This is a genomic window from Mesorhizobium sp. PL10, from assembly GCF_053714315.1.
This window is the reverse complement of sequence record NZ_JBSKBR010000001.1, coordinates 622,899-642,628: the sequence shown is the minus strand read 5'-3', so window position 1 is coordinate 642,628 and position 19,730 is coordinate 622,899. Positions and strand designations below refer to the sequence as shown.

The 19,730-nt window shown below is 62.8% G+C and carries 13 protein-coding genes; 7 read left to right on the top strand and 6 right to left on the bottom strand.

What is annotated here, in order from left to right; genetic code table 11:
• Positions 1 to 97: 97 nt before the first annotated feature.
• Positions 98 to 3,046, top strand: a complete 2,949-nt coding sequence (gene polA / locus ACWGTO_RS03185; RefSeq protein ID WP_454573509.1) for a DNA polymerase I — start codon at positions 98 to 100, stop codon at positions 3,044 to 3,046.
• A 167-nt stretch (positions 3,047 to 3,213) separates the two neighbouring features.
• Here polA and ACWGTO_RS03180 read toward each other — a convergent pair whose 3' ends face one another.
• A complete protein-coding gene (locus tag ACWGTO_RS03180; protein WP_112562754.1) occupies positions 3,214 to 3,618 on the bottom strand; it encodes a Fur family transcriptional regulator in 405 nt (134 codons plus the stop codon).
• A 258-nt stretch (positions 3,619 to 3,876) separates the two neighbouring features.
• On the opposite strand from ACWGTO_RS03180, the gene ACWGTO_RS03175 reads away from it, so the two are divergent.
• From ACWGTO_RS03175 to amrB, 5 genes are all read left to right on the top strand, one after another.
• Positions 3,877 to 6,096 carry a caspase family protein gene (locus tag ACWGTO_RS03175; protein WP_454573399.1) on the top strand — a complete coding sequence of 740 codons (2,220 nt, stop codon included), beginning with the start codon at positions 3,877 to 3,879 and terminating at the stop codon, positions 6,094 to 6,096.
• Positions 6,097 to 6,188: 92 nt separating this feature from the next.
• The gene (locus ACWGTO_RS03170) at positions 6,189 to 6,581 is read left to right on the top strand and encodes a hypothetical protein (RefSeq protein ID WP_454573398.1); all 393 of its coding nucleotides are present in this window, start codon (positions 6,189 to 6,191) and stop codon (positions 6,579 to 6,581) included.
• Positions 6,578 to 7,303 carry a DUF4760 domain-containing protein gene (locus ACWGTO_RS03165; RefSeq protein WP_454573397.1) on the top strand — a complete coding sequence of 242 codons (726 nt, stop codon included), beginning with the start codon at positions 6,578 to 6,580 and terminating at the stop codon, positions 7,301 to 7,303. Before ACWGTO_RS03170 ends, ACWGTO_RS03165 begins: the two co-directional genes overlap by 4 nt.
• 11 nt (positions 7,304 to 7,314) lie before the next feature.
• Entirely contained in the window at positions 7,315 to 10,338 is a 3,024-nt protein-coding gene (locus ACWGTO_RS03160; protein WP_454573396.1) for a caspase family protein, read from the top strand.
• 65 nt (positions 10,339 to 10,403) lie between these two features.
• Complete coding sequence (gene amrB / locus ACWGTO_RS03155; RefSeq protein ID WP_454573395.1) at positions 10,404 to 12,062, top strand: AmmeMemoRadiSam system protein B; 1,659 nt, start codon at positions 10,404 to 10,406, stop codon at positions 12,060 to 12,062.
• Positions 12,063 to 12,084: 22 nt separating this feature from the next.
• On the opposite strand, the gene ACWGTO_RS03150 is transcribed toward amrB, so the two are convergent.
• Both ACWGTO_RS03150 and ACWGTO_RS03145 read right to left on the bottom strand, forming a co-directional pair.
• A complete protein-coding gene (locus ACWGTO_RS03150; RefSeq protein ID WP_454573394.1) occupies positions 12,085 to 13,884 on the bottom strand; it encodes an MORN repeat-containing protein in 1,800 nt (599 codons plus the stop codon).
• 190 nt (positions 13,885 to 14,074) lie between these two features.
• Entirely contained in the window at positions 14,075 to 15,154 is a 1,080-nt protein-coding gene (locus ACWGTO_RS03145) for a trypsin-like serine peptidase (RefSeq protein WP_454573393.1), read from the bottom strand.
• A 395-nt stretch (positions 15,155 to 15,549) separates the two neighbouring features.
• Here ACWGTO_RS03145 and ACWGTO_RS03140 point away from each other — a divergent pair, with 395 nt between their 5' ends.
• Positions 15,550 to 16,641 carry a S1 family serine peptidase gene (locus tag ACWGTO_RS03140; RefSeq protein ID WP_454573392.1) on the top strand — a complete coding sequence of 364 codons (1,092 nt, stop codon included), beginning with the start codon at positions 15,550 to 15,552 and terminating at the stop codon, positions 16,639 to 16,641.
• A gap of 65 nt (positions 16,642 to 16,706) precedes the next feature.
• On the opposite strand, the gene mgrA is transcribed toward ACWGTO_RS03140, so the two are convergent.
• The 3 genes from mgrA to ACWGTO_RS03125 are packed head-to-tail and all read right to left on the bottom strand — an operon-like array spanning position 16,707 to position 19,710.
• The gene (gene mgrA, locus ACWGTO_RS03135; protein WP_454573391.1) at positions 16,707 to 17,753 is read right to left on the bottom strand and encodes an L-glyceraldehyde 3-phosphate reductase; all 1,047 of its coding nucleotides are present in this window, start codon (positions 17,751 to 17,753) and stop codon (positions 16,707 to 16,709) included.
• Between the two features lie 56 nt (positions 17,754 to 17,809).
• Entirely contained in the window at positions 17,810 to 18,952 is a 1,143-nt protein-coding gene (locus ACWGTO_RS03130) for a Gfo/Idh/MocA family protein (protein WP_454573390.1), read from the bottom strand.
• A gap of 11 nt (positions 18,953 to 18,963) precedes the next feature.
• Positions 18,964 to 19,710 (bottom strand): sugar phosphate isomerase/epimerase family protein, encoded by a 747-nt coding sequence (locus ACWGTO_RS03125; RefSeq protein WP_454573389.1) that lies wholly within the window; start codon positions 19,708 to 19,710, stop codon positions 18,964 to 18,966.
• Positions 19,711 to 19,730: the final 20 nt, after the last annotated feature.

Below are 19,730 nucleotides of genomic sequence, written 5' to 3'. Positions count from 1 at the left end.
GGCTTTGAGGCAGGCTCTGTCAGGATGTCGCCGCAACCGTGTTGGAAGTCCGCCTTTGCCATGGACCGCGAAGCTTGGCCGCGCTATCCCTGCCGGCATGAAAAAAGGCGATCATCTCTTCCTTATCGACGGCTCCGGCTACATCTTTCGTGCCTACCACGCGCTGCCGCCGCTGACCCGCAAATCTGATGGCCTGCCGGTCGGCGCCGTGTCCGGCTTCTGCAACATGCTGTGGAAGCTGATGCAGGACGCCCGCAACACCGATGTAGGCATTGTGCCGACGCATTTCGCGGTCATTTTCGATTATTCGTCGAAAACCTTCCGCAACGAGCTCTACCCGGAATACAAAGCCAACCGCAACGCGCCGCCCGAAGACCTCATCCCGCAATTCGGCCTTATCCGCCAGGCAACCGTCGCCTTCAACCTGCCCTGCATCGAGATAGAAGGGTTTGAGGCCGATGACCTCATCGCCACCTATTGCAAGCTGGCCTGCGAGGCCGGCGCCGACACCACCATCATCTCATCCGACAAGGATCTGATGCAGCTGGTCGGCCCCACGGTCGGCATGTACGATCCGATGAAGGACCGCCAGATAGGCATCCCCGAAGTCATCGAGAAATGGGGCGTGCCGCCGGAGAAGATGATCGACCTGCAGGCACTGACCGGCGACTCCGTCGACAATGTGCCCGGCGTGCCCGGCATCGGACCGAAGACGGCGGCGCAATTGCTGGAACAGTTCGGCGATCTCGACGGGCTGCTCGCGCGAGCCAGCGAGATCAAGCAGGACAAAAGACGCGAATCCATCATCGCCAATGCCGACAAGGCACGCATATCGCGCCAGCTGGTGACGCTGAAGAACGACGTGCCGGTCACCGACGGGCTCGACGATTTCGTGCTGCACGCACCGGATGGGCCGAAGCTGATCGGCTTCCTCAAGACCATGGAATTCACCTCGCTGACCCGCCGCGTGGCCGAAGCGACCAGCACCGAAGCCGGCGATGTCCAGGCCGTCGCTGTAACCGTCGAGCGCGCCGACACCGCGCACGGTCCCGATGTCGGGTCTGGCGCGCCGGCAGTTGCCCGCGGCGACGGAACCAGCGAAGCAGCACAAGCTGCGCCCAAGGCCGATACCGCCAAGGCCGGCGATACCCCTTCTTTGCTTTCAGCACTTCGTCTCGAAGCGGCGTCCGCCGCCAAAATCGATCCTGGCGCCTATGTCGCGATCCGTGACACGGCAACGCTCAAGAGCTGGCTGGCTCAGGCGAAGGAAACCGGCATTGTCGCTTTCGACACCGAGACCACGTCGTCCGATCCGATGCTTGCCGACCTCATCGGCTTCTCTCTGGCGATTGGCCCCGGCCGCGCCGCCTATGTACCACTGGCCCACAAGAGCGGCGCCGGCGACCTGCTCGGCGGCGGCACACTGGAAAACCAGATCCCGGTTCGCGAGGCGCTGGCGCTGCTGAAACCCTTGCTGGAGGACAAATCGGTCCTCAAGATCGCCCAGGACGCCAAATACGACATCGTCGTCATGAGCCGCCACGGCATCGATATCGCGCCCTTCGACGACACCATGCTGATCTCCTACGTGCTCGACGCCGGCACCGGCCACCACACTTTGTCGTCTCTTGCCGACAAATGGCTTGGTCACGCCACGATCCCGCTCAAGGAGCTCGCCGGTTCGGGAAGGAGCTCCATCGGCTTCGAACAGGTCGATATCGAGAGAGCGACCACCTACGCCGCCGGCCACGCCGATGTGGCGTTCAGGCTGTGGCAGGTGCTGAAGCCGCGACTGGCTGCCAAGGGACTGGTCTCGGTCTATGAGCGGCTGGAGCGGCCGCTGGTGCCGGTGCTGGCACGGATGGAACAGCGCGGCATCTCGGTCGACCGCCAGATCCTGTCGCGGCTCTCGGGCGAGCTGGCGCAAGGCGCGGCGCGGCTGGAAGAGGAAATCTATGGTCTCATCGGCGAGCGCATCAACATCGGCTCGCCAAAGCAGCTCGGCGACATCCTGTTCGGCCGCATGGGTCTGCCTGGCGGTTCCAAGACCAAGACCGGGCAATGGTCGACCTCGGCGCAGCTTCTGGAAGACCTCGCCGCCGAGGGCCACGAACTGCCGCGCAAGATCGTCGACTGGCGCCAGCTGACCAAGCTGAAATCGACCTATACCGACGCCCTGCCCGGCTTCATCCATCCCGACACCAAGCGCGTGCACACCTCCTACGCGCTCGCCGCAACCACGACGGGCCGGCTGTCCTCCTCCGATCCCAATCTGCAGAACATCCCGGTGCGCACCACCGAGGGACGCAAGATCAGGACCGCCTTCATCGCCGACAAGGGCCAGAAACTGGTCTCGGCCGACTACAGCCAGATCGAATTGCGCGTGCTTGCCCATGTCGCCGAGATTCCGCAGCTGACGCAGGCTTTTGCCGACGGCGCCGACATCCACGCCATCACCGCTTCGGAAATGTTTTCCGTGCCGGTCGAAGGCATGCCTTCGGAAGTGCGCCGGCGCGCCAAGGCGATCAATTTCGGCATCATCTACGGCATTTCAGCCTTTGGCCTCGCCAACCAGCTGTCGATCCCGCGCGAGGAAGCCGGCGCCTACATCAAGAAGTATTTCGAGCGTTTCCCCGGCATCCGCGACTATATCGAGGCGACCAAGGCCTATGCCCGCGAGCATGGCTTCGTCGAAACCATCTTCGGCCGCCGCATCCACTATCCGGAGATCCGGTCTTCAAATCCGTCGATCCGCGCCTTCAACGAGCGCGCCTCGATCAACGCCAGGCTGCAAGGCACCGCCGCCGACATCATCCGCCGCGCCATGGTGCATATGGACGAGGCGCTGGAGAAGGCCGGCCTGTCGGCGCGCATGCTCTTGCAGGTGCATGACGAATTGATCTTCGAGACGGTGGAAGCGGAAGTCGAGGCGACGATCCCCGTGGTGCGCCGCGTCATGGAGAACGCGCCGATGCCGGCAATTTCGATGTCGGTGCCGCTGCATGTCGATGCACGGGCGGCGAACAACTGGGATGAGGCGCATTAGCACCCCACCCTTGCTGCGTCCCGCCGTAGGGGCGTCGAGATTCAGGTCAGGCCGAGTCGAAAATGGCTGATGCCGAGAACCGGAGCGGAGCGTACTTTTCGTACGTGAGCACCGGAAGCGCAGGTATCGGCCATTTGCAGGCCGGCCTCACCTGAATATCAGCGTACCTAAGCCGCCTCGGCCCGACACTTCGCACACGTCCCGCGAAACTCGATCACCGCCTTCTTGGCGGCAAACCCCGTCGATCGAACCCACTCATCGAGCCGGTGATCGACATCGTGATCCGACATCTCCGTCACCTGCCCGCATGTGTCGCAGATAGCAAAGGCGGTCATCGAATGGCTGTGGTCGTGCGGTTCGGCGCAGGCGACGAAGGAGTTGAGGCTTTCGAGCCGGTGCACGAAGCCTGACTTCACCAGACTGTCGAGCGCCCGGTAGACCTGCAGCGGTGCGCGAAAACCGCGCTCGCGCAGCTGGTCGAGCAGCGTATAGGCGCTAAGCGGTCCGCTGGCGGCCTCGAGTTTCTCGAGCACGCTCAGCTGATTCTTCGTCAGCACATCCCTTGCCGCCATGATCCTGTTTTCCGATCGTTCAGAGCACGATGCCGAAAAGCGTGAAGCGGTTTTCGGACGACATCATGCTCTATCTCTTTGACTCTTAATTCCCTTGAGATAGCGATGAAATGGGCCTTTTGCCACTGTTTCCGTTATCGCCACGACCTCATGACCGCTACCCCTGGTTGACGGCACCGACCACATTCAAAATACTGACAAAATTCGCGACGAAAGGTGCCCGCACTTGCAAATTCGATCGGGCTTGGGGAAGCAATCATGATCAAACTGACACGACGCACGCTGCTCGTCGGCACGTCGGCGCTTGTTGCCGCCGGTACGGTCTCGTTCCGCGCCCTCGCCGCCTCGCGTACCTATCATGCGCTGCTGGTCGCCTGCACCGACTATCCCAACCTGCCGCAGAAGAACTGGCTGATCGGGCCGAAGAACGATGCCGGTCTGGTCCGCGACTATCTCCTGAAGAACACGCCCGATCCGGTCAAATTCGCGGCCGAGAACGTGACCTTGCTCGCCAAGGATGTCGAAGGCGCCAACGGCCCGCCGACGCATGCGGCGATCAAGGCCGCCCTTGCCGACCTCGCCGGCAAGGTGCAACGCGACGATTTCGTCTATCTGCATCTGTCGGGCCACGGCGCCCAGCAGCCGCAGGCCAAGGCCGGCGACGAGACCGACGGGCTCGACGAGATTTTCCTTCCCTCCGACATCGACAAATGGATCAACCGCGAAGAAGGCGTGCCCAACGCACTCGTCGACAATGAGGTCGGCGCGGCGCTCGACGCCATACGCGACAAGGGCGCCTTTGTCTGGGTCGTGTTCGACTGCTGCCATTCCGGCACCGCAACGCGCGCCGCGGAAGTCGATGACGAACTGGAGCGCAAGGTCGAGTTCGCCGATCTCGTCGGCGGCGATGATGCGGCGAGAGCAGCGGCCGTGAAGGCCTATGACGACATTTCGGCAAGCACATCGCGCGGTTTCGACGAGAATGGCGGGCGCAAGCCGGCCTTCAACCTGACGCCGACCGGCGCCGAGCCGATCGCCAGGGGCAAGCTGGTTGCTTTCTATGCCGCGCAGACGGTCGAGACGACGCCCGAAATGCCGCTGCCCAAGGGCACGCCCGACGCGCCGCGCTTCGGCCTGTTCACCTTCACCATCCTGTCGAAACTGGCCGAGAACCCCAACGTCACCTATCGCCAGCTCGGCCAGGCCGTGCTGCAGCAATATTCGGCCGACGGCCGCACAAGGCCGACGCCTTTGTTCGAGGGCGAGCTCGACGCCCGCGTGTTCGGCACCGACAAGACCGACGCGGTCATGCAATGGCCGATTGCCGTCAAGGACGGCGACGTAGCGATCGGCGCCGGTCTGCTGCAAGGCCTCACCCCCGGCAGCAAGCTCGCCATTCTGCCTTCGGCGCTGTCGAAGCTCTCCGACGCGGTGGGCTATCTCGAAGTACAATCGGCAAGGAACCTGGAGAGCAACCTCAAGCCGGTCGAATTCGACGGCAAGCCGGCGCTTGCGCCGACGGCCGTGCCCGCCGGTGCCTATGCGCGCGTCGCCGAACTCGCCGTCGACTACAAGCTGCTGGTGGCAAAGCCGGCGGCAACCCCGGGTCTCGAAAAGGAAACCGGGCTGGTCAACTCGGTTCTCGACGAACTGGCGGCGAAGCCGAATTCCGGCTTCCATATCGCGCTGGTCGAGCCCGGCAAGAGCGCCGATCTGCGCCTTGCGGTGCTGCGCGAAAAATCCATTGCCGGCGCCGCGGCAGATGCGACCGAAGAGCCGGCGCTGTGGTTCCTGCCGGCGTCCGGTGACATCAGCTTGAAGGATGGCAGCAAGCCGCCGCGCATCGTCATCCATCCTGATGGCCGCGAGAAGCTCGCGGAAAACACCGCCAAGAACCTGACCACCATCTTCCGCGCCACGGGCCTGTCGCGACTCGCCGCCGCTTCCGACTACCGGCCGGACGAGGTCAGCGTCCAGTTTCTGATCAAGCGCCAAGACAGCGATGCGATGGAGCCGATCGAATCCTCGACCGTGCCGCGCGTTTCGCCGGGCGATCAGGTGCATATTGCTGCCAGGAACGAGTCCGACGAGTTTGTCGACATCAACGTGCTCTATATCGGCAGCGACTACTCGATCACCCACATCGTCTCCGAGCGGCTGGCGCCGATCAACCAGCAGGCCGACCAGGGCCTGAAGGAAGGTCTGCTCGCCTTCACCGACACCAGCTTCGGCATGGAGCGCATGATCGCCGTGCTGACCGAGGCGCCGCCGCAGAGCGAGAAGGAAGACCTGAGCTTTCTTGCGCAGGAAGGCGTCCGCGCCGTGACGCGGGCAGCATCGGGAACACCCGGCTTCTCCGACATGCTGACCGACATCGGCATGGCGCCGACGACGCGCTCGGTGATGCGGCTTGCCGACAAGAGCGGTCCCAAAGGCGCCGTGATGATCTTCCCGATGGAAACGGTGCCGCGCGCCTGAACATGCTTTGTCGGCTCTTGCGCTACCGGCATGATATGGTGAAACATTTCCCGGCTCGCGGCGCCTCGATATGCTGCGGCGGGATGCAAAAGATGAGGACATCAGTGACTATCGGCGTGCTTTCCTGGCGTGCCGCGACTGCCGGCCTTGCAGCCGGCCTGTTGCTGGTTGCCAGTGCCTCGGCGGACGAAAACTGCGGCCTGTGTGCCAAGCAGATCGTCACCAATTCCGAGCTCGCCACCTGCTTTCTCGACCAGTACGACCAGATCGCCAAGACCGGCGGCACGGCCGTCGTCGTCGATCTCTCCAGTTGTGCCTCGCGAGGCGTGGTCGAGCCCTTGCCGTCACCGAACAAGGCGGCTGCCGAGCCGGACGTACAGTTCATGATTTCGCGCACGCAGCTCGATTGTCTGAAAAAGAAGCTGGAGGCGCCCGGCATCGTGCTCGATCCCTCCGCCACCATACAACTGGACAGCTGCGGATGAAAAAGCCGGGGGGCACTGCAACACAAAAATCGCCGGCCGCATCGCTGCCGGCTCCAGCACCGGCACCGGCCAAGAAGCCGGAGAGCTTGCCGGAAACCACCGAAGGTTTTCCGTGGCCGAGCAGCCACGAAATCAAGAAGGAATCAAACCCCTTCACCGATCGCGACTGGCGCATGCTCGCCTACGCCTGGTCGGGCCTCGCCGTGCGCCTGGCGATCATCTTCACCCTGGGCTTCTCGGTCCTTCAGTTTCTGGCAAACCAGGAACAGAAGCGCGTCGAGCAGACCATGTCATTGGTTGAGCTCTGGGAAAGCAAGGATTTTCAGCAGGCGCAACGCGCGCTCAAGGAGCGGCTGGCGGCGCTCAACGCCAAATATGACAATCTACTCAGCGCCACGCCATCGCCGACCGAGGAGCAGGTGTTTCGGCAACGCATCGGCATCGAGGCGATGACGGCCGCCGGCGGGACTATGTCTGTCGCCGATTTCAACGACAATTTCGACCGCATCGTCTATTTCCTCAACCGTCTCTCCATCTGCGTCGAGGGCAAGCTCTGTTCGCGCGATGTCGCCGATGCCTATTTCCGCGACTATGCCGTGTCGTTCTGGAGCTACTTTGCCGGCTACATAGAAAAGGAACGCAGGACCGGTTCCGCGAATTATGCCCAGGCGATCGAGAACTATGTGCGCCACGGGTCGCCGCCGCCCACTGAATCCAAATAGCGGCGCACAAGATGCCGGGCAGCTCTCTCCCCTTGCGTGCTTTCCGGTGGCTGATCCTGATCGGTCTTATGGCGCTGGCGTCGACCGCGCATGCCGAAGACCTCGATTTCCATCTCGATCTCAACACCGGCGGTCACAGCGCAAGGGTCACCGACCTTGCCTTTACGCCGGACGGTCAGGAACTGGTCTCGGCGTCTGACGACAAGACCATCCGCATCTGGGACTGGCAGAGCGCCGTCACCTTGCGCACCATCCGCGGCTATATCGGCAACGGCAATGACGGCAAGATCTTTGCGATCGCCGTGTCGCCGGATGGCAAGACCATCGCGGCCGGCGGCTATTTCGGCGCCGGCATCGGCGACAAGCCGCCTTATGGCGATATCAGGCTGTTCGATTTCGCCACCGGCAAGATCAAGGCCGTGCTCAAGGGCGCCGACTACGCAGTCTATGATGTCGCCTTCTCGCCGGACGGGAACATGCTGGCCGCCGGCGGTGGCGATGGCTTCGTTTATCTCTGGCGGGTGGATGACAAATCCGCCTCGGGCTGGATGCTGGCCGAAAAGCTCGATGCCGATTCCTGGCGTGTTGAAAAGCTTAGCTTTGCCGCCGCGGGAACCCGGCTGGCAGCGACGACCACCGACAATGGCATAAGGCTCTGGGACGTCGCCAAGTCGGAGGAAATCCCGCTGCCCGCCGAGGCCGAACCGCTGCGCGACGTCAGCGTGGCCGCACTTGCTGTCTCGCTCGACGGAAGCCTCTTCGCCACCGGCAGCAAGGATGGCGACGTCCAGCTCTGGCAGGCCAGCGACGGCAAGTTCGTCCGCGCCATGCCCAAGCAGGATTTCCAGATCGGCGCGCTGAGCTTCGCTGCGGGTTCACGGCTTGTCGCATCCTGCAGCTATCGCTGCGCCGACAAGCACCGCACGGTGGTCTGGAATACCGACAGCGGTGAGCAGGTGCTCGACTATAGCGGCCATGACGGCACGGTCTTTGCCAGCGCCAGCAATGCCGACGGTTCGCTGGTGGCGACCGCCGGCGGCAGCCGCAATGCCATCCAAGTCTGGAACCCCGCGACGAGCGAGCGCAAGGCGCTGCTACAAGGGGTTGGCGAACCGGTGACGGCGGTCGGTATCGATGCGGCAAGTAACTCCGTCGCCTGGGGCAACGCCAACCCCTGCCCCGAACGCGTGTCCTGTCCTGAACTCCAGGGCACGCTGGACAAGACGCTGGCACTGCCGACGACCGACCGGTTCTTCGAGGATCCGAAAGCCTTGGCGCAGCAGAGCGCCTTCGCCCGCGCCGTACTGGCCGACAGTCGATGGTCGCTTCGCGCTGTTCCCGGCGGTAAGGACGGCCTAGAGAATGCCGTGCTGGAAATCTCGAGCAGCGGCAAGGTGGTGCACAGCATCGAGAAAGCCGCCACCAGTGGTTTTGTCCATTCGGCATATACGCTGATCGACAGGGGCCTTGGCCTGATCACCGGCGGCAGTGACGGGACGCTACTGGAGTACAAAACCGCGACCGCCGAGGTGTCAGGCGAATTCACCGGCCACACCGGCGAAATCAACGCTATGGCCGCCTCGGGGAAGGAGGGGCTGCTGGTCACCGGCAGCGCCGACCAGACCTTGCGGCTGTGGAATTTGAAGACGCACAAACTGATCGTGTCGATGTTCTTTGCCGGCTCCGAATGGATCGTCTGGATGCCGCAGGGCTACTATTATTCCTCCGCCGACGGCGACAGGTTGATCGGCTGGCAGGTCAACCAGGGCCGCGACCATGAGGGGCGCTTCATCAACGCGGGTCAGCTGAAGAAATATCTCTGGAGCCCGGAAATGGTGCGCCGCGCCATCATCCTGCGCAGCGCCGAACAGGCGGTGCAGGAGATGCGCCCGGGCGTCGACCGCGAGCTGGAAAAGCTGCTTGAGCGCAAGCCGCCGGAATTCGGCATCAAGCTCGCCGCCGACCAAAGCAATGTTCGCGAAGGTTATGTCGCCGTCGAGATCACTGGCGCGCAGGAAGCCGGCGCCGATGTCGCCGGGTTTTCGATCCTGTCGAACAGCCGCAATGTCGGCGATGTCACCGCACGTTCGGTCGATGGTGGCAAGAGCATCATCGTCGAAGTGCCGGTCGAGAGTGGCGAAAACACCATCCGCATCACCGGCACCAACGAATTCGGCTACCTGACCGAGCGCAGCGTCACAGCCCTGGCCAGGAAAACCGAGAAGCAAGCCAACAAGGGCAAGCTTTACGTCGCCGTGATCGGCGTCGATAAATATCCCTTCCTGACCGATGCCTGCGCCGGCCGCGCCTGCGATCTGCGCTACCCCGTCGACGACGCGACGGAGTTCCTCAAGGTGATCTCGCAGAAATCGGCCCCCTTGTTCTCGTCGATGGAAACGCTGGTGCTGGTCAACCGCGAAGCGCTGGATGAGGCGCCCGGCGCCGGCAAGGACGTGTTCAAGGTCGCCAGCGCCGACAGCATCCTGGAACCGGACTCCGACACGATCGACGACCAGCTCGCCGACTTCCTCGACAAGCCCGGCGAGAACGACACCACCATCATCTTCGTCGCCGGCCACGGCATCAACATCGACGAGGACTATTATTTCATCCCGACCGATGGCCGCAAACAGGATGCCGACCGCTGGAAGCGTTCCTCGCTCGTCGACTGGGGCGACATCCAGAAATCGGTCGAGCGCGCCAAGGGCATGCGTTTCATGCTGCTCGACACCTGCCATGCCGCCAACGCCTTCAACCCGCGCCTGGAAAAGGATGCGCAGGACGCACGCATCGTCGTGTTCTCGGCCACCGCAGCCAACAACACCGCCGCCGAGCTGCCCGAGCTCGGCCATGGCGTCTTCACCTATTCAATCCTCGAAGGCCTGCGCGGCCGGGCCAAGACATCGGATGGCGGCGTGACGCTGTTCGGCCTCGCCGACTATATCTCGCGCGAAGTGCTGCGGCTGACCGCTTCCAAGCAGAAGCCGTTCTATTATGTCGGCGGTGTCGAAAACATTGTTTTGGCTGAGCCGTGAGAGTGAACCGTCGGCGCCCAGGCACCCCCCTCTGGGCGCGAACTTGGCTGTCAGTCGCAGCAGCATTGTTCACATTCATCTTAACGCTCCCCGCCCTCGCCGCCCCCATCCCCTGCCCGCCAGGCAACGCAGACTTCCCACCCTTCTACGACAACTCCGCCCTCTTCACCGACGCCATCACGGCCGTCGCCAAAATCGAGCCCTCCAACCAGCGGCTGACCGGCATCACCGTGCCGCACCATCTGCTGGTCGCCGATCTCGTCGCGCTCGGTTTCCATGCCGCATCCGGCTTCCGCTACAAGCGCATCGTCATCCTGTCGCCGGACCATTTTCACAAGACGCAAAAACTCTTCGCCACCACGACGCGCGGCTTCGGGACGGTGCTTGGCCCGGTCCTGGCCGACACGGCAGCCGTGCGGCTTCTGGAGGAGAACAGTGACATGGTCGAAGACTCCTGCCTGTTCGCCAAGGAGCATGGTGTGCAGGCCATGCTGCCCTTCCTGCATCATTATTTTCCCGAAGCTGAAATTGTGCCGGTGGCAATGTCGGTCAAGGCCAGACGTGGCGACTGGGACCGGTTGGCTGAGGTGCTGAAGGTGATCGTCGACAAGGACACGCTGATCGTCGAATCCACCGACTTCTCGCACTATCTGCCGCAGCATGAGGCCAGGCGTTTCGATCAGCAGACGCTGAACATGCTCGCCGCCGGTTCGCTCGACGGCATCGCGGCGCTGCAACAGCCTGATCACGCCGACTCCGTCGGTGCGCTCTACATCCAGACCAGGCTGCAGCGCGAACTGTTTGGTGCTGCGCCGCTGGTCGTCGCCAACGAGAATTCGCAGGCGCATTCGAGCGACTATGTCGAGCGCACCACCAGCTACGTCGTGGCACTGTTCGGCGCCTTCGGCCCCGGTTTCAACAACCCGACCCGGCCCGACGACAAGCTCTATTATCTCGCCGGCGATGTGAATTTCGGCCGCGCCATGAAGAAGATCCTGGTCCGCGACGGCGTCACCGAGAAGATCGTCGACAGCGTGCTTGCTTTGACCCGCTCCCGGCCGCTGATCGTCAACCTGGAAGGCGTCATCCTGCCCAACGTTCCTGAAGCGATCGACGACATGACGCTGGCCATGCCGGCCGATCTCGCCATCGGCATGCTCAGGAAATTGCGTGTCGCCGCCGTCAGTCTTGCCAACAACCATGCCTACGACCTCGGCCCGTCAGGCTACGCCGAGACGCTGGGCGCACTCGATGCGGCCGGTATCGCCCATTTCGGCCAAAGCGAGACGCTGGCGCTAGCCGACCTCGACCTTGTCGGGCTCACCGACATCGACACCAATGGCTCCAGGAACACCGACCTTTTGACGCCTGCCTTGCTCGACCGGCTGCTGCACGACAATGCCGAGCGGCCGGTGATTGCCTTTGTCCATTGGGGGCGCGAATACAAGACGGAGCCATCGCCGCGCGAAGAGATGCTGGCCGACCAGATGCGGCTGCACGGCGTGTCAGCCGTCGTCGGTGGGCATCCGCATGTGTCGAGCGAAGCAATCCTTCCGCTCGCCGGCGGCGATGTGGCGGAGATCTATTCGCTCGGCAATTTCCTGTTCGACCAGAAGGCCGAGCGATCGTCCGGGTCCATGCTGGAACTCAGGGTGTTCAGCCAGGGCACGATCTTTGCCAGGCTGATCCCGCTGCCCAACTATTTCGAGATGGGTTCGAAATAGAGCAATTCCGGGGAGCGGCGGATCAACACCCCTGCAGATCTTCCGGCAGATAGCACACCGCCGGCTTGGTCCTGGTCTGGAACAGGGACTGCTTCGGCCGGAAATAGAAGAAGGTCGCCGGCTTGCTCTCGCGCGTGCTGCCGTCGGCAAAATGGGCGGCGATGCTGAAGCGATGGACCGACGACATAGACGACCACATCTTCAGCCGCGCCGTGTAAGCGCTGAGGTTCTTGTTGCCGCGCACCGGCATGGCGATGCTGTAATCGGTCTTGCCGATCGGAAATTCGATGTTCTGGTAACGCAGGGCTTCGGGCGAGGCACCGCCGCCATCGCCGCATTCGGCGAGCGATTCGGGAACCTCGATGCTGACCAGCGAGACGACAACGCGAAACGGCTCGCTCTGCTGGTAGACAGCACCCTGATCGTCGGCCCAGGAATAATCGAGCTTGCCGATCCCGGTCACGCTCATCTTCTCGACACTGCCGCTGATGTAATCGGCGACGTCGCCGAATTTGACCTTGTTGGCGACCTGGGCGCGGCAGACGTCGAGCGCGTCCCTCGATGGGCACGTGAAGCGCTCGGTCTCGAGTGTGGTCGTGTCGACGCCGGCCTCGGCCAGCACATTCTTGACCGACACATCGACGCCGTCGCCGAAAGTGCCGATGTCTTTTGTAAACATGCGGCTCGGCTCGCCGGTCGCGTTGTCTTCCTCGTCGGTCCTGGTGAACTGGATCGACATCTTCATGTCTTTCACGTCGCCCCAGCCATTGTTGACGATCGAGAAGTCGGGGCGGAAGCCGACGCAGCCATAGTGCTCGCTGATCGACAGCATTGGCTTGCGGTAGGCTTCGCTGGAGGCAACCTTCATTTCCAGGCTGTCGAGCTTGACCCGCGACTGGTCTGTGGTCTTGAGGTCGACTTCGGCGAATGCCGGCGCCGTCTCCCAGTCCATGCCGTCATAGACATTGCCGGGGCCGAGCTGTCCGGTACCGTTCCAGGCGTCATTGTATTGGTCCGACACCGGATAGATCGCGATGTCGTCCTCGCGCACCAGATGCTGGTACTGCATGTCGGCCTGCTGCGTCATGCGCTGGTCGACGGCAATGCCGATCTCGACCTTGTCCGCGGCACCGCTGCCGGTCTGCGCCTTGAGCAGCCCGCCCACCCTGGCATCGGCCAGCACATCAGGGCGCGCGCCACCCATCTCCTTGCCCATCGCCCATTGCGACCAGTAGACGGTACCGCCAGGCAGCCGGGTGCGCCCCTTGCCGTTCTTCAGCCCATCGGCAAACGGACCGACGAATATCTCGCCCGTTTTCGTCTCCAGCCGGCCGCTGCCATTCGGCACGCCGGCGCTGAATTCCCCCTCATAGCGATTGCCGTCGGCGTCGACATGGATGCCGTGGCCGTCGAGCTGCCCGGCGACCCAATGCCCGTCGAGTATCTCGCCTGAACGCAGTTCCAGCCGGCCCTGCCCATCGGGCCGGCCATTCCTGATCTCGCCGAAATAGCTGGAATAGATGGTCTTGGGGTCATAGCTCGCAGAGCCACGTACCCGCCAGACCAGCCTGCCCTTGCCATTGACGGTGCCGTCGGCGGCGACCGTCCGGTCCGGCGACTGGCCGGCGGCAGGCTCCCAGACAAAGTCTAGACCGAGTTCGGGATGGAAATCCCAGACCCGGACGTTCTTGCGCAGCACCGAGCGCGTCTGGCTCCGATAGAGGATTTGCACCCGCTCGGCCCAGGCGCCAGGTGAGGCGCCACCTTGATCGGCCGCCGCCGGAAACCATGTCAGCGCGGCCAGCATGGATGCAGCCGCCATCGCTTTGACCCCGAAGATCACCCCTGCCCGCGCCATCGTTCCCAACCCCTTGGATCGCTTAGGGTAAGCGCCACTGTAAAACTGTGCAAGGGAGTGATTTCGATTCAAAAAACCGGCAGCGGGAAAGTCCCGCCACCGGTTTGGCATTGCCAGCCTTCGCCGCTGTTTGCCGGCGAAAGATCAAGCGGCTTTATTTGTACAGGCTGTTGATCCACTCCACATTGGCGGCGTTCAGGCGCACGGCCGTGTTGGCATTCGGGCTTTCGGCCACGTTGACGCCGGTGACAACCCGCTGCTTGGCGCCATTGTCATAGGCGTAGACCGAGCTGCCGCTCGACCCCGGATAGGTATCGCAGTCGTACTGGAAATACTCCGCGCCGATATTTTCGGCATGCACTTCGCAGGTCGCCTTCCACATCGTGCCCATCGGCTTGTCGCCGGGATACCCGACGATGTTGGCGGTGAAATCGCCGAGATTCTCATAGTTGGCATAACCCAGCCAGCCGAGATTTGTGCCGACATCCTGCTTCAGCGTGATAATGCCGAGGTCCCACGGAATGACCGAGCCGTAGTAACCCTGATAATTGTCGATGAAGCCCTGCAGGATATAGACGCTCTCATAGCTGAAAGCGCCAAACGGTGCATCGTCGGCCGTGTTGCCGTTGAGCGACGGCACGAAGATGACGTCGTCGAGCCAGGCCTTGTCTTCGTTGCTGTAGAGGCAATGCGCGGCTGTGAGCACCGTGCGCGGACCGATCAAGGTCCCCGAACAGCTGCCATAGCCGCTCTTGGCTTTGCCTTCGATATACCCGATCGCGGTGAACGGGTAGGTCTTGGTGTTCTTGATCTGCTCGCGGTCGTCGGCCCCGAACACCTGGCGGCCGGCTTCGTCGCCGCCCGTCAGCCCGGTCTTGTCGGCGGCCGGTGCGTTGGCAGGCGCATTCAGTTCCTTGATGACGAGGTCCTTCAGCGTCTCGCCGGCATCGATCTTGATGTCCTTGCCATCGGCGGAACGCCCGACGATGCCATAGGATTTGACCGCCGACCCCTCGTCGGTCAGCGGCGCTGCCCGGCTGGCTTCGTCTTCGGTCAGTTTCGGCGGCGCGATCGGCTTCGCCCGGCCCGGCTGGTAGTCGCCCGTGCCAAGATCGCGCATGCTTTCGCCATTGCCGGCATTCGCTGAGCCAGGATCGGCGGCAAAGGCGGGCATCGCCCACAATGCGGTGGATAGCAATGCGGACGCAATGATAGTGGTTGTCAGTTTCGTCATGGTGAGACTCTCCCAAAAGTCAGCAAGGAGTGGATCAAAATACAGAAATATTGTCGAGATCGTGGTGGCGTTAAAAAATCAGTTTGGTTACCCGCCCGTGTCGGATCATCGTTCCGGGCGGCCTCGTTAAAGCCCTCCACCAAACGCATCCGCGTCGATATACTGCCTAAAATAATTCAACATTGGCAATGACAAATCGCTTCCACGTAGCCCGTGGGGGGCTATAGGGTTTGGGGTGGGTTCTGCCCGACTGGGCACGATTAGCAAAAGTGGTATTTCGGTTTTATGACCGCGCGGGTGCCGTTCGATCTGGGCGATCGACGAACCAACCCACTTCTGCCGATCCTGCGTCGTGGCGACCTCATCAGGCAATTGTCGTCTCAGGAGGTTTCAAGGTGAACATTTTCCATCGGTTCAGGCCGCTTGTCGCTGCATCGCTGTTGGGCATCGCAGCCGCTTTTCCCGCCGTCAACGCGCTGCAGGCGGCCGACGCCGCCGTCAGACCGGAAGCGGCGGTCTCGCCGATGCAACGCGTCGCCGAAGCCAGGGACAAGGCCAAGGCCGAGAACCCCGACGGCGCCGACCGCGTCTATGGCGGCAAGGAAGCCGACAAGGGCGCCTATCCGTTCCAGGTGGCGCTGCTGACCACCGCCCGGCTGGACCCCAGCCCGGCCTCGCAGCCGAACGCGCAATTTTGCGGCGGCAGCCTGATTGCACCGCAATGGGTGCTGACGGCGGCGCACTGCCTCAACGACAAGGGCCGGCCGATTTCGCCCGACACGGTGACGGTGCTGACCGGCGCCACCGACCTCACCGAAGGCAAGCGCTACAAGGTGGTAGAGGTCATCGTCAACGAGGGCTACAGCGAACAGACGCTGGATAATGATCTCGGCCTGCTCCGGCTGGCGGAGCCCGCCGATGCGCCGGTTATCAAGATCACCAACGAGCCGACACCCGACAGCGGCAAGACCACGGTCATCGGCTGGGGCAAGATGCAGGACGGCACCTTCCCGACCGCGCTGATGGTCGCCGATCTCGATCTCGAGCCCAGTGCTGCCTGCAACAGCGGCATCAAGTCGATCTACGCGCATGACCTCAAGGCGGCGCTCAGCGATCTCTCACACCGCATGCGCTATTCGGAAAAGGGCATCGATGCCGCCGCCAATGCGATTGCCGCCGATATGTCCGATCCGCTGACCAACAACATGATTTGCGCCGGCACCGACAGCGGCGAACGCGACGCCTGCAACGGCGACAGCGGCGGGCCGCTGTTCATGACCGGCGCCGACGGTCCGGTGCAGGTCGGCGTTGTCAGCTGGGGCGAAGGTCCGTCCGACGGCACCGCCGCCTGCGGCCACAAGAACGCCTATGGCATCTACACGCGGCTGGCCAACTACACCGGCTGGATCGAGGAGAAGATGAAGATCCCGGCTCCGGCTGCCGCGGCAGCACCCAAGGCCGGCCTCGGCACGGCCAAGAAGCCCTGAGGCAAGAGCGGTTCAAAACGGCGGGATCCTCCCGCCGTTTTCGTTCGTATCGTTTGCCGGCTGTCTTACTTTCTCGGCGGCCCTTTGCGCTCGGCCGAAGCCGCCCACAGATTGATGTCGGACTCGCGCGCGTAAGTGTCGATCTCGGCGAGCTCGGCATCGCTGAACTCGAGCACTTTGAGCGCACCGACGCAGTCCTCGACCTGTTCCGGCCGGCTGGCGCCGATCAGCGCCGAGGTAACCCGGCCCTTGCGCAGCACCCAGGCCAGCGCCATCTGCGCCAGCGTCTGGCCGCGCTTGCCGGCGATCTTGTTCAATGCCTGGATGTTGGCGATAGTCTTGTCGTTGATGAACGCGGGCCGCAGCGACTTGCCTTGGGAAGCGCGGCTGCCCTCGGGAATGCCTCCGAGATATTTGTCTGTCAGCATGCCTTGCGCCAACGGCGAGAACACGATCGAGCCGACGCCGAGCCCTTCGAGCGTGTCGAGCAGCCCATCCTCCTCGACCCAGCGGTTGAGCATCGAGTAGCTCGGCTGGTGGATGATGCAGGGCGTGCCGAGCTGCTTCAATATGTCGGCCGCCTCGCGCGTGCGCTGCGAATTGTAGGACGAGATGCCGGCATAGAGGGCCTTGCCCGAACGCACCGCATGGTCGAGCGCGCCCATCGTTTCTTCCAGCGGCGTATCGGGATCGAAGCGATGCGAATAGAAGATGTCGACATAGTCGAGCCCCATCCGCTTCAGGCTCTGATCGAGGCTGGCCAGAACATATTTGCGGCTGCCCCATTCGCCGTAAGGACCGGCCCACATCTCGTAGCCGGCCTTGGTCGAGATGATCAGCTCGTCGCGATAGCCGGAGAAATCGGTGCGCAATATCTCGCCAAACGCCGTCTCGGCCGAGCCGGGCGGCGGACCGTAATTGTTGGCCAGATCGAAATGGGTGATGCCGAGATCGAAGGCCTTGCGCGCAATCGCCTGCTTGGTCTTGTGCGGCGTGTCGTTGCCGAAATTGTGCCACAGACCAAGTGAGATCGCCGGCAGCTTCAGGCCGGATCGCCCACACCTGTTGTAGAGCATTTTCTCATAGCGGTTTTCAGCCGGCTGCCAGCGCATGGGGACATATCCTGGATTGAATGGTGTCGGCGCGAGTGCACCGACACCCTTCTACCTCATTTCTTCTTCGCCAACAGCCCTTTTGCGTCCTTGACGCCGAGTGCAGCCGGCCGCTCGCAACTGGTCTGCATCGCGACGAACTTGCCGGTCTCGCCCGACCGCAACAGCCCGGTCATGACGTCGACGGCATGCAGCGCCAGCTCCATCGAGCAACGGTGCGGGCGGCCTTCGGCGATCGCCAGCGCCATGTCGGCAAGGCCTGCGGTGCGGTAGTTGGCCATCATGCCCTGGCCGTGCATTTCGTTGGGCACGCCGAACGGATGCTTCCATTTCGGCAGTTTCTTCACCGGCTTGGCCGCCTCGGTGACGCGCACGTCGCCGCCGAAGAAATTCGGATCCGGCACATAGACCGTACCCGCCTCGCCATAGAGTTCCATCGGCGCATGGCCATGGCTCCAGACGTCCCAGCTGGTGTTGAGCGTGATCACCGCACCGTTCTCGAATTCCAATAGGCCGTGGATGGTGGTTGGGGTGTTGACCGGGATTTTTTCGCCCGCGCGCGGCTTCGATGAAATTGTCCGCTCCTTGGCCGGCGTTGTCGCAAAGGCCGCGACCTGTTTCACGGGCCCGATCAATTGGATCAGATTGGTGATGTAGTAGGGTCCGATGTCGAGCACGGGCCCGGCGCCCGGTTGGAAGAAAAAGTCCGGATTGGGATGCCAGTGCTCCATGCCGTGGCCCATGACATGGCAAGTGCCGCTGGTGATCTTGCCGAGCGCGCCGGTGTCGATGAGATTGCGCACCAGCTGGTGCGCGCCGCCGAGGAAGGTGTCGGGGGCCGAGCCGATGCGCAGACCCTTCTTCTCAGCGCGGCTCTTCAGGTCGAGCCCTTCCTTGACTGACAGCACGAACGGCTTTTCCGAATAGACGTGCTTGCCGGCATCGAGGATCTGCTTCGACACCTCGTAGTGCACCGCCGGAATGGTCAGGTTGACGATGATGTCGATCTCGTCGTCCTTGAGCAGTTCCTCGACGGTCTCGGCGCGCAGCTTGAACTCCTTCGCCCGCGCCTTGGCCGCGTCCATGTTGATGTCGGCGCAGGCGCGCATCTCGATGCCGCGAAACAGCGGCGCCAGCGAGAAATACGCCTTCGAGATGTTGCCGCAGCCGATGACGCCGATACCCAGTTTCTTTGTCATGATGATTGTTCCTAGTAAGCCTTGACGGATGCGAGCGAGCGGCTGGCGAAGCGCTCGATGTCGTTGGGGTTGTCCTGTTCCATGACGTAGTATCTGGCCGTACTCTTGGCACGCAGCGTCTTGATCAGGCCGGCCCAGTCGATGGTGCCGTGGCCGACATCGGCCCAGCCGTCCTCGTCGAGGCCCTCGCCCGGTTTGGCCATATCCTTGACATGGACGGCGCTGATGCGCTTGCCGTGTTTTTCGATCCACGGCAACGGATCGACGCCGCCACGGATCACCCAGGCGACGTCCATCTCCCAGCCGATGTCAGGTGCGGCCGACAGGATATGGTCCTGCGGGACCGAGCCGTCGGCGAGCTTCTTGAACTCGAAATCATGGTTGTGCCAGGCAAAGCCGTAGCCGGCCTTCTTCGCGGTCTCGCCGACCTTGGCCAGCCGCTCGCCAAAGCCGCGCCAGCCGGCCGCATCCGCAGGCCGCTGCTCGGCCACGAGATAGGGACAGATGACCAAGGTGATGCCAAGCGCATCGGCTGTTTTGCGCACGCCGTCGAAATCATTCTCCAGCGCGTCGATCGAGAAATGCCCGGTCGGCATCGCAAGCCCGTTCTTGTCGAGTTCGGCGCGGAACGCCTTGGGGTCGTCATAGACGCCGCCAAAGCCTTCGACTTCCTTGTAGCCGACCTTGCCCAGCATTTTCAGGATGCCGTCCCAAGGCAGGAAATTGCGGGCGCTGTAGAGTTGGAATGACCAGTTCATCGTCTCTGTCCGTTTCTTGG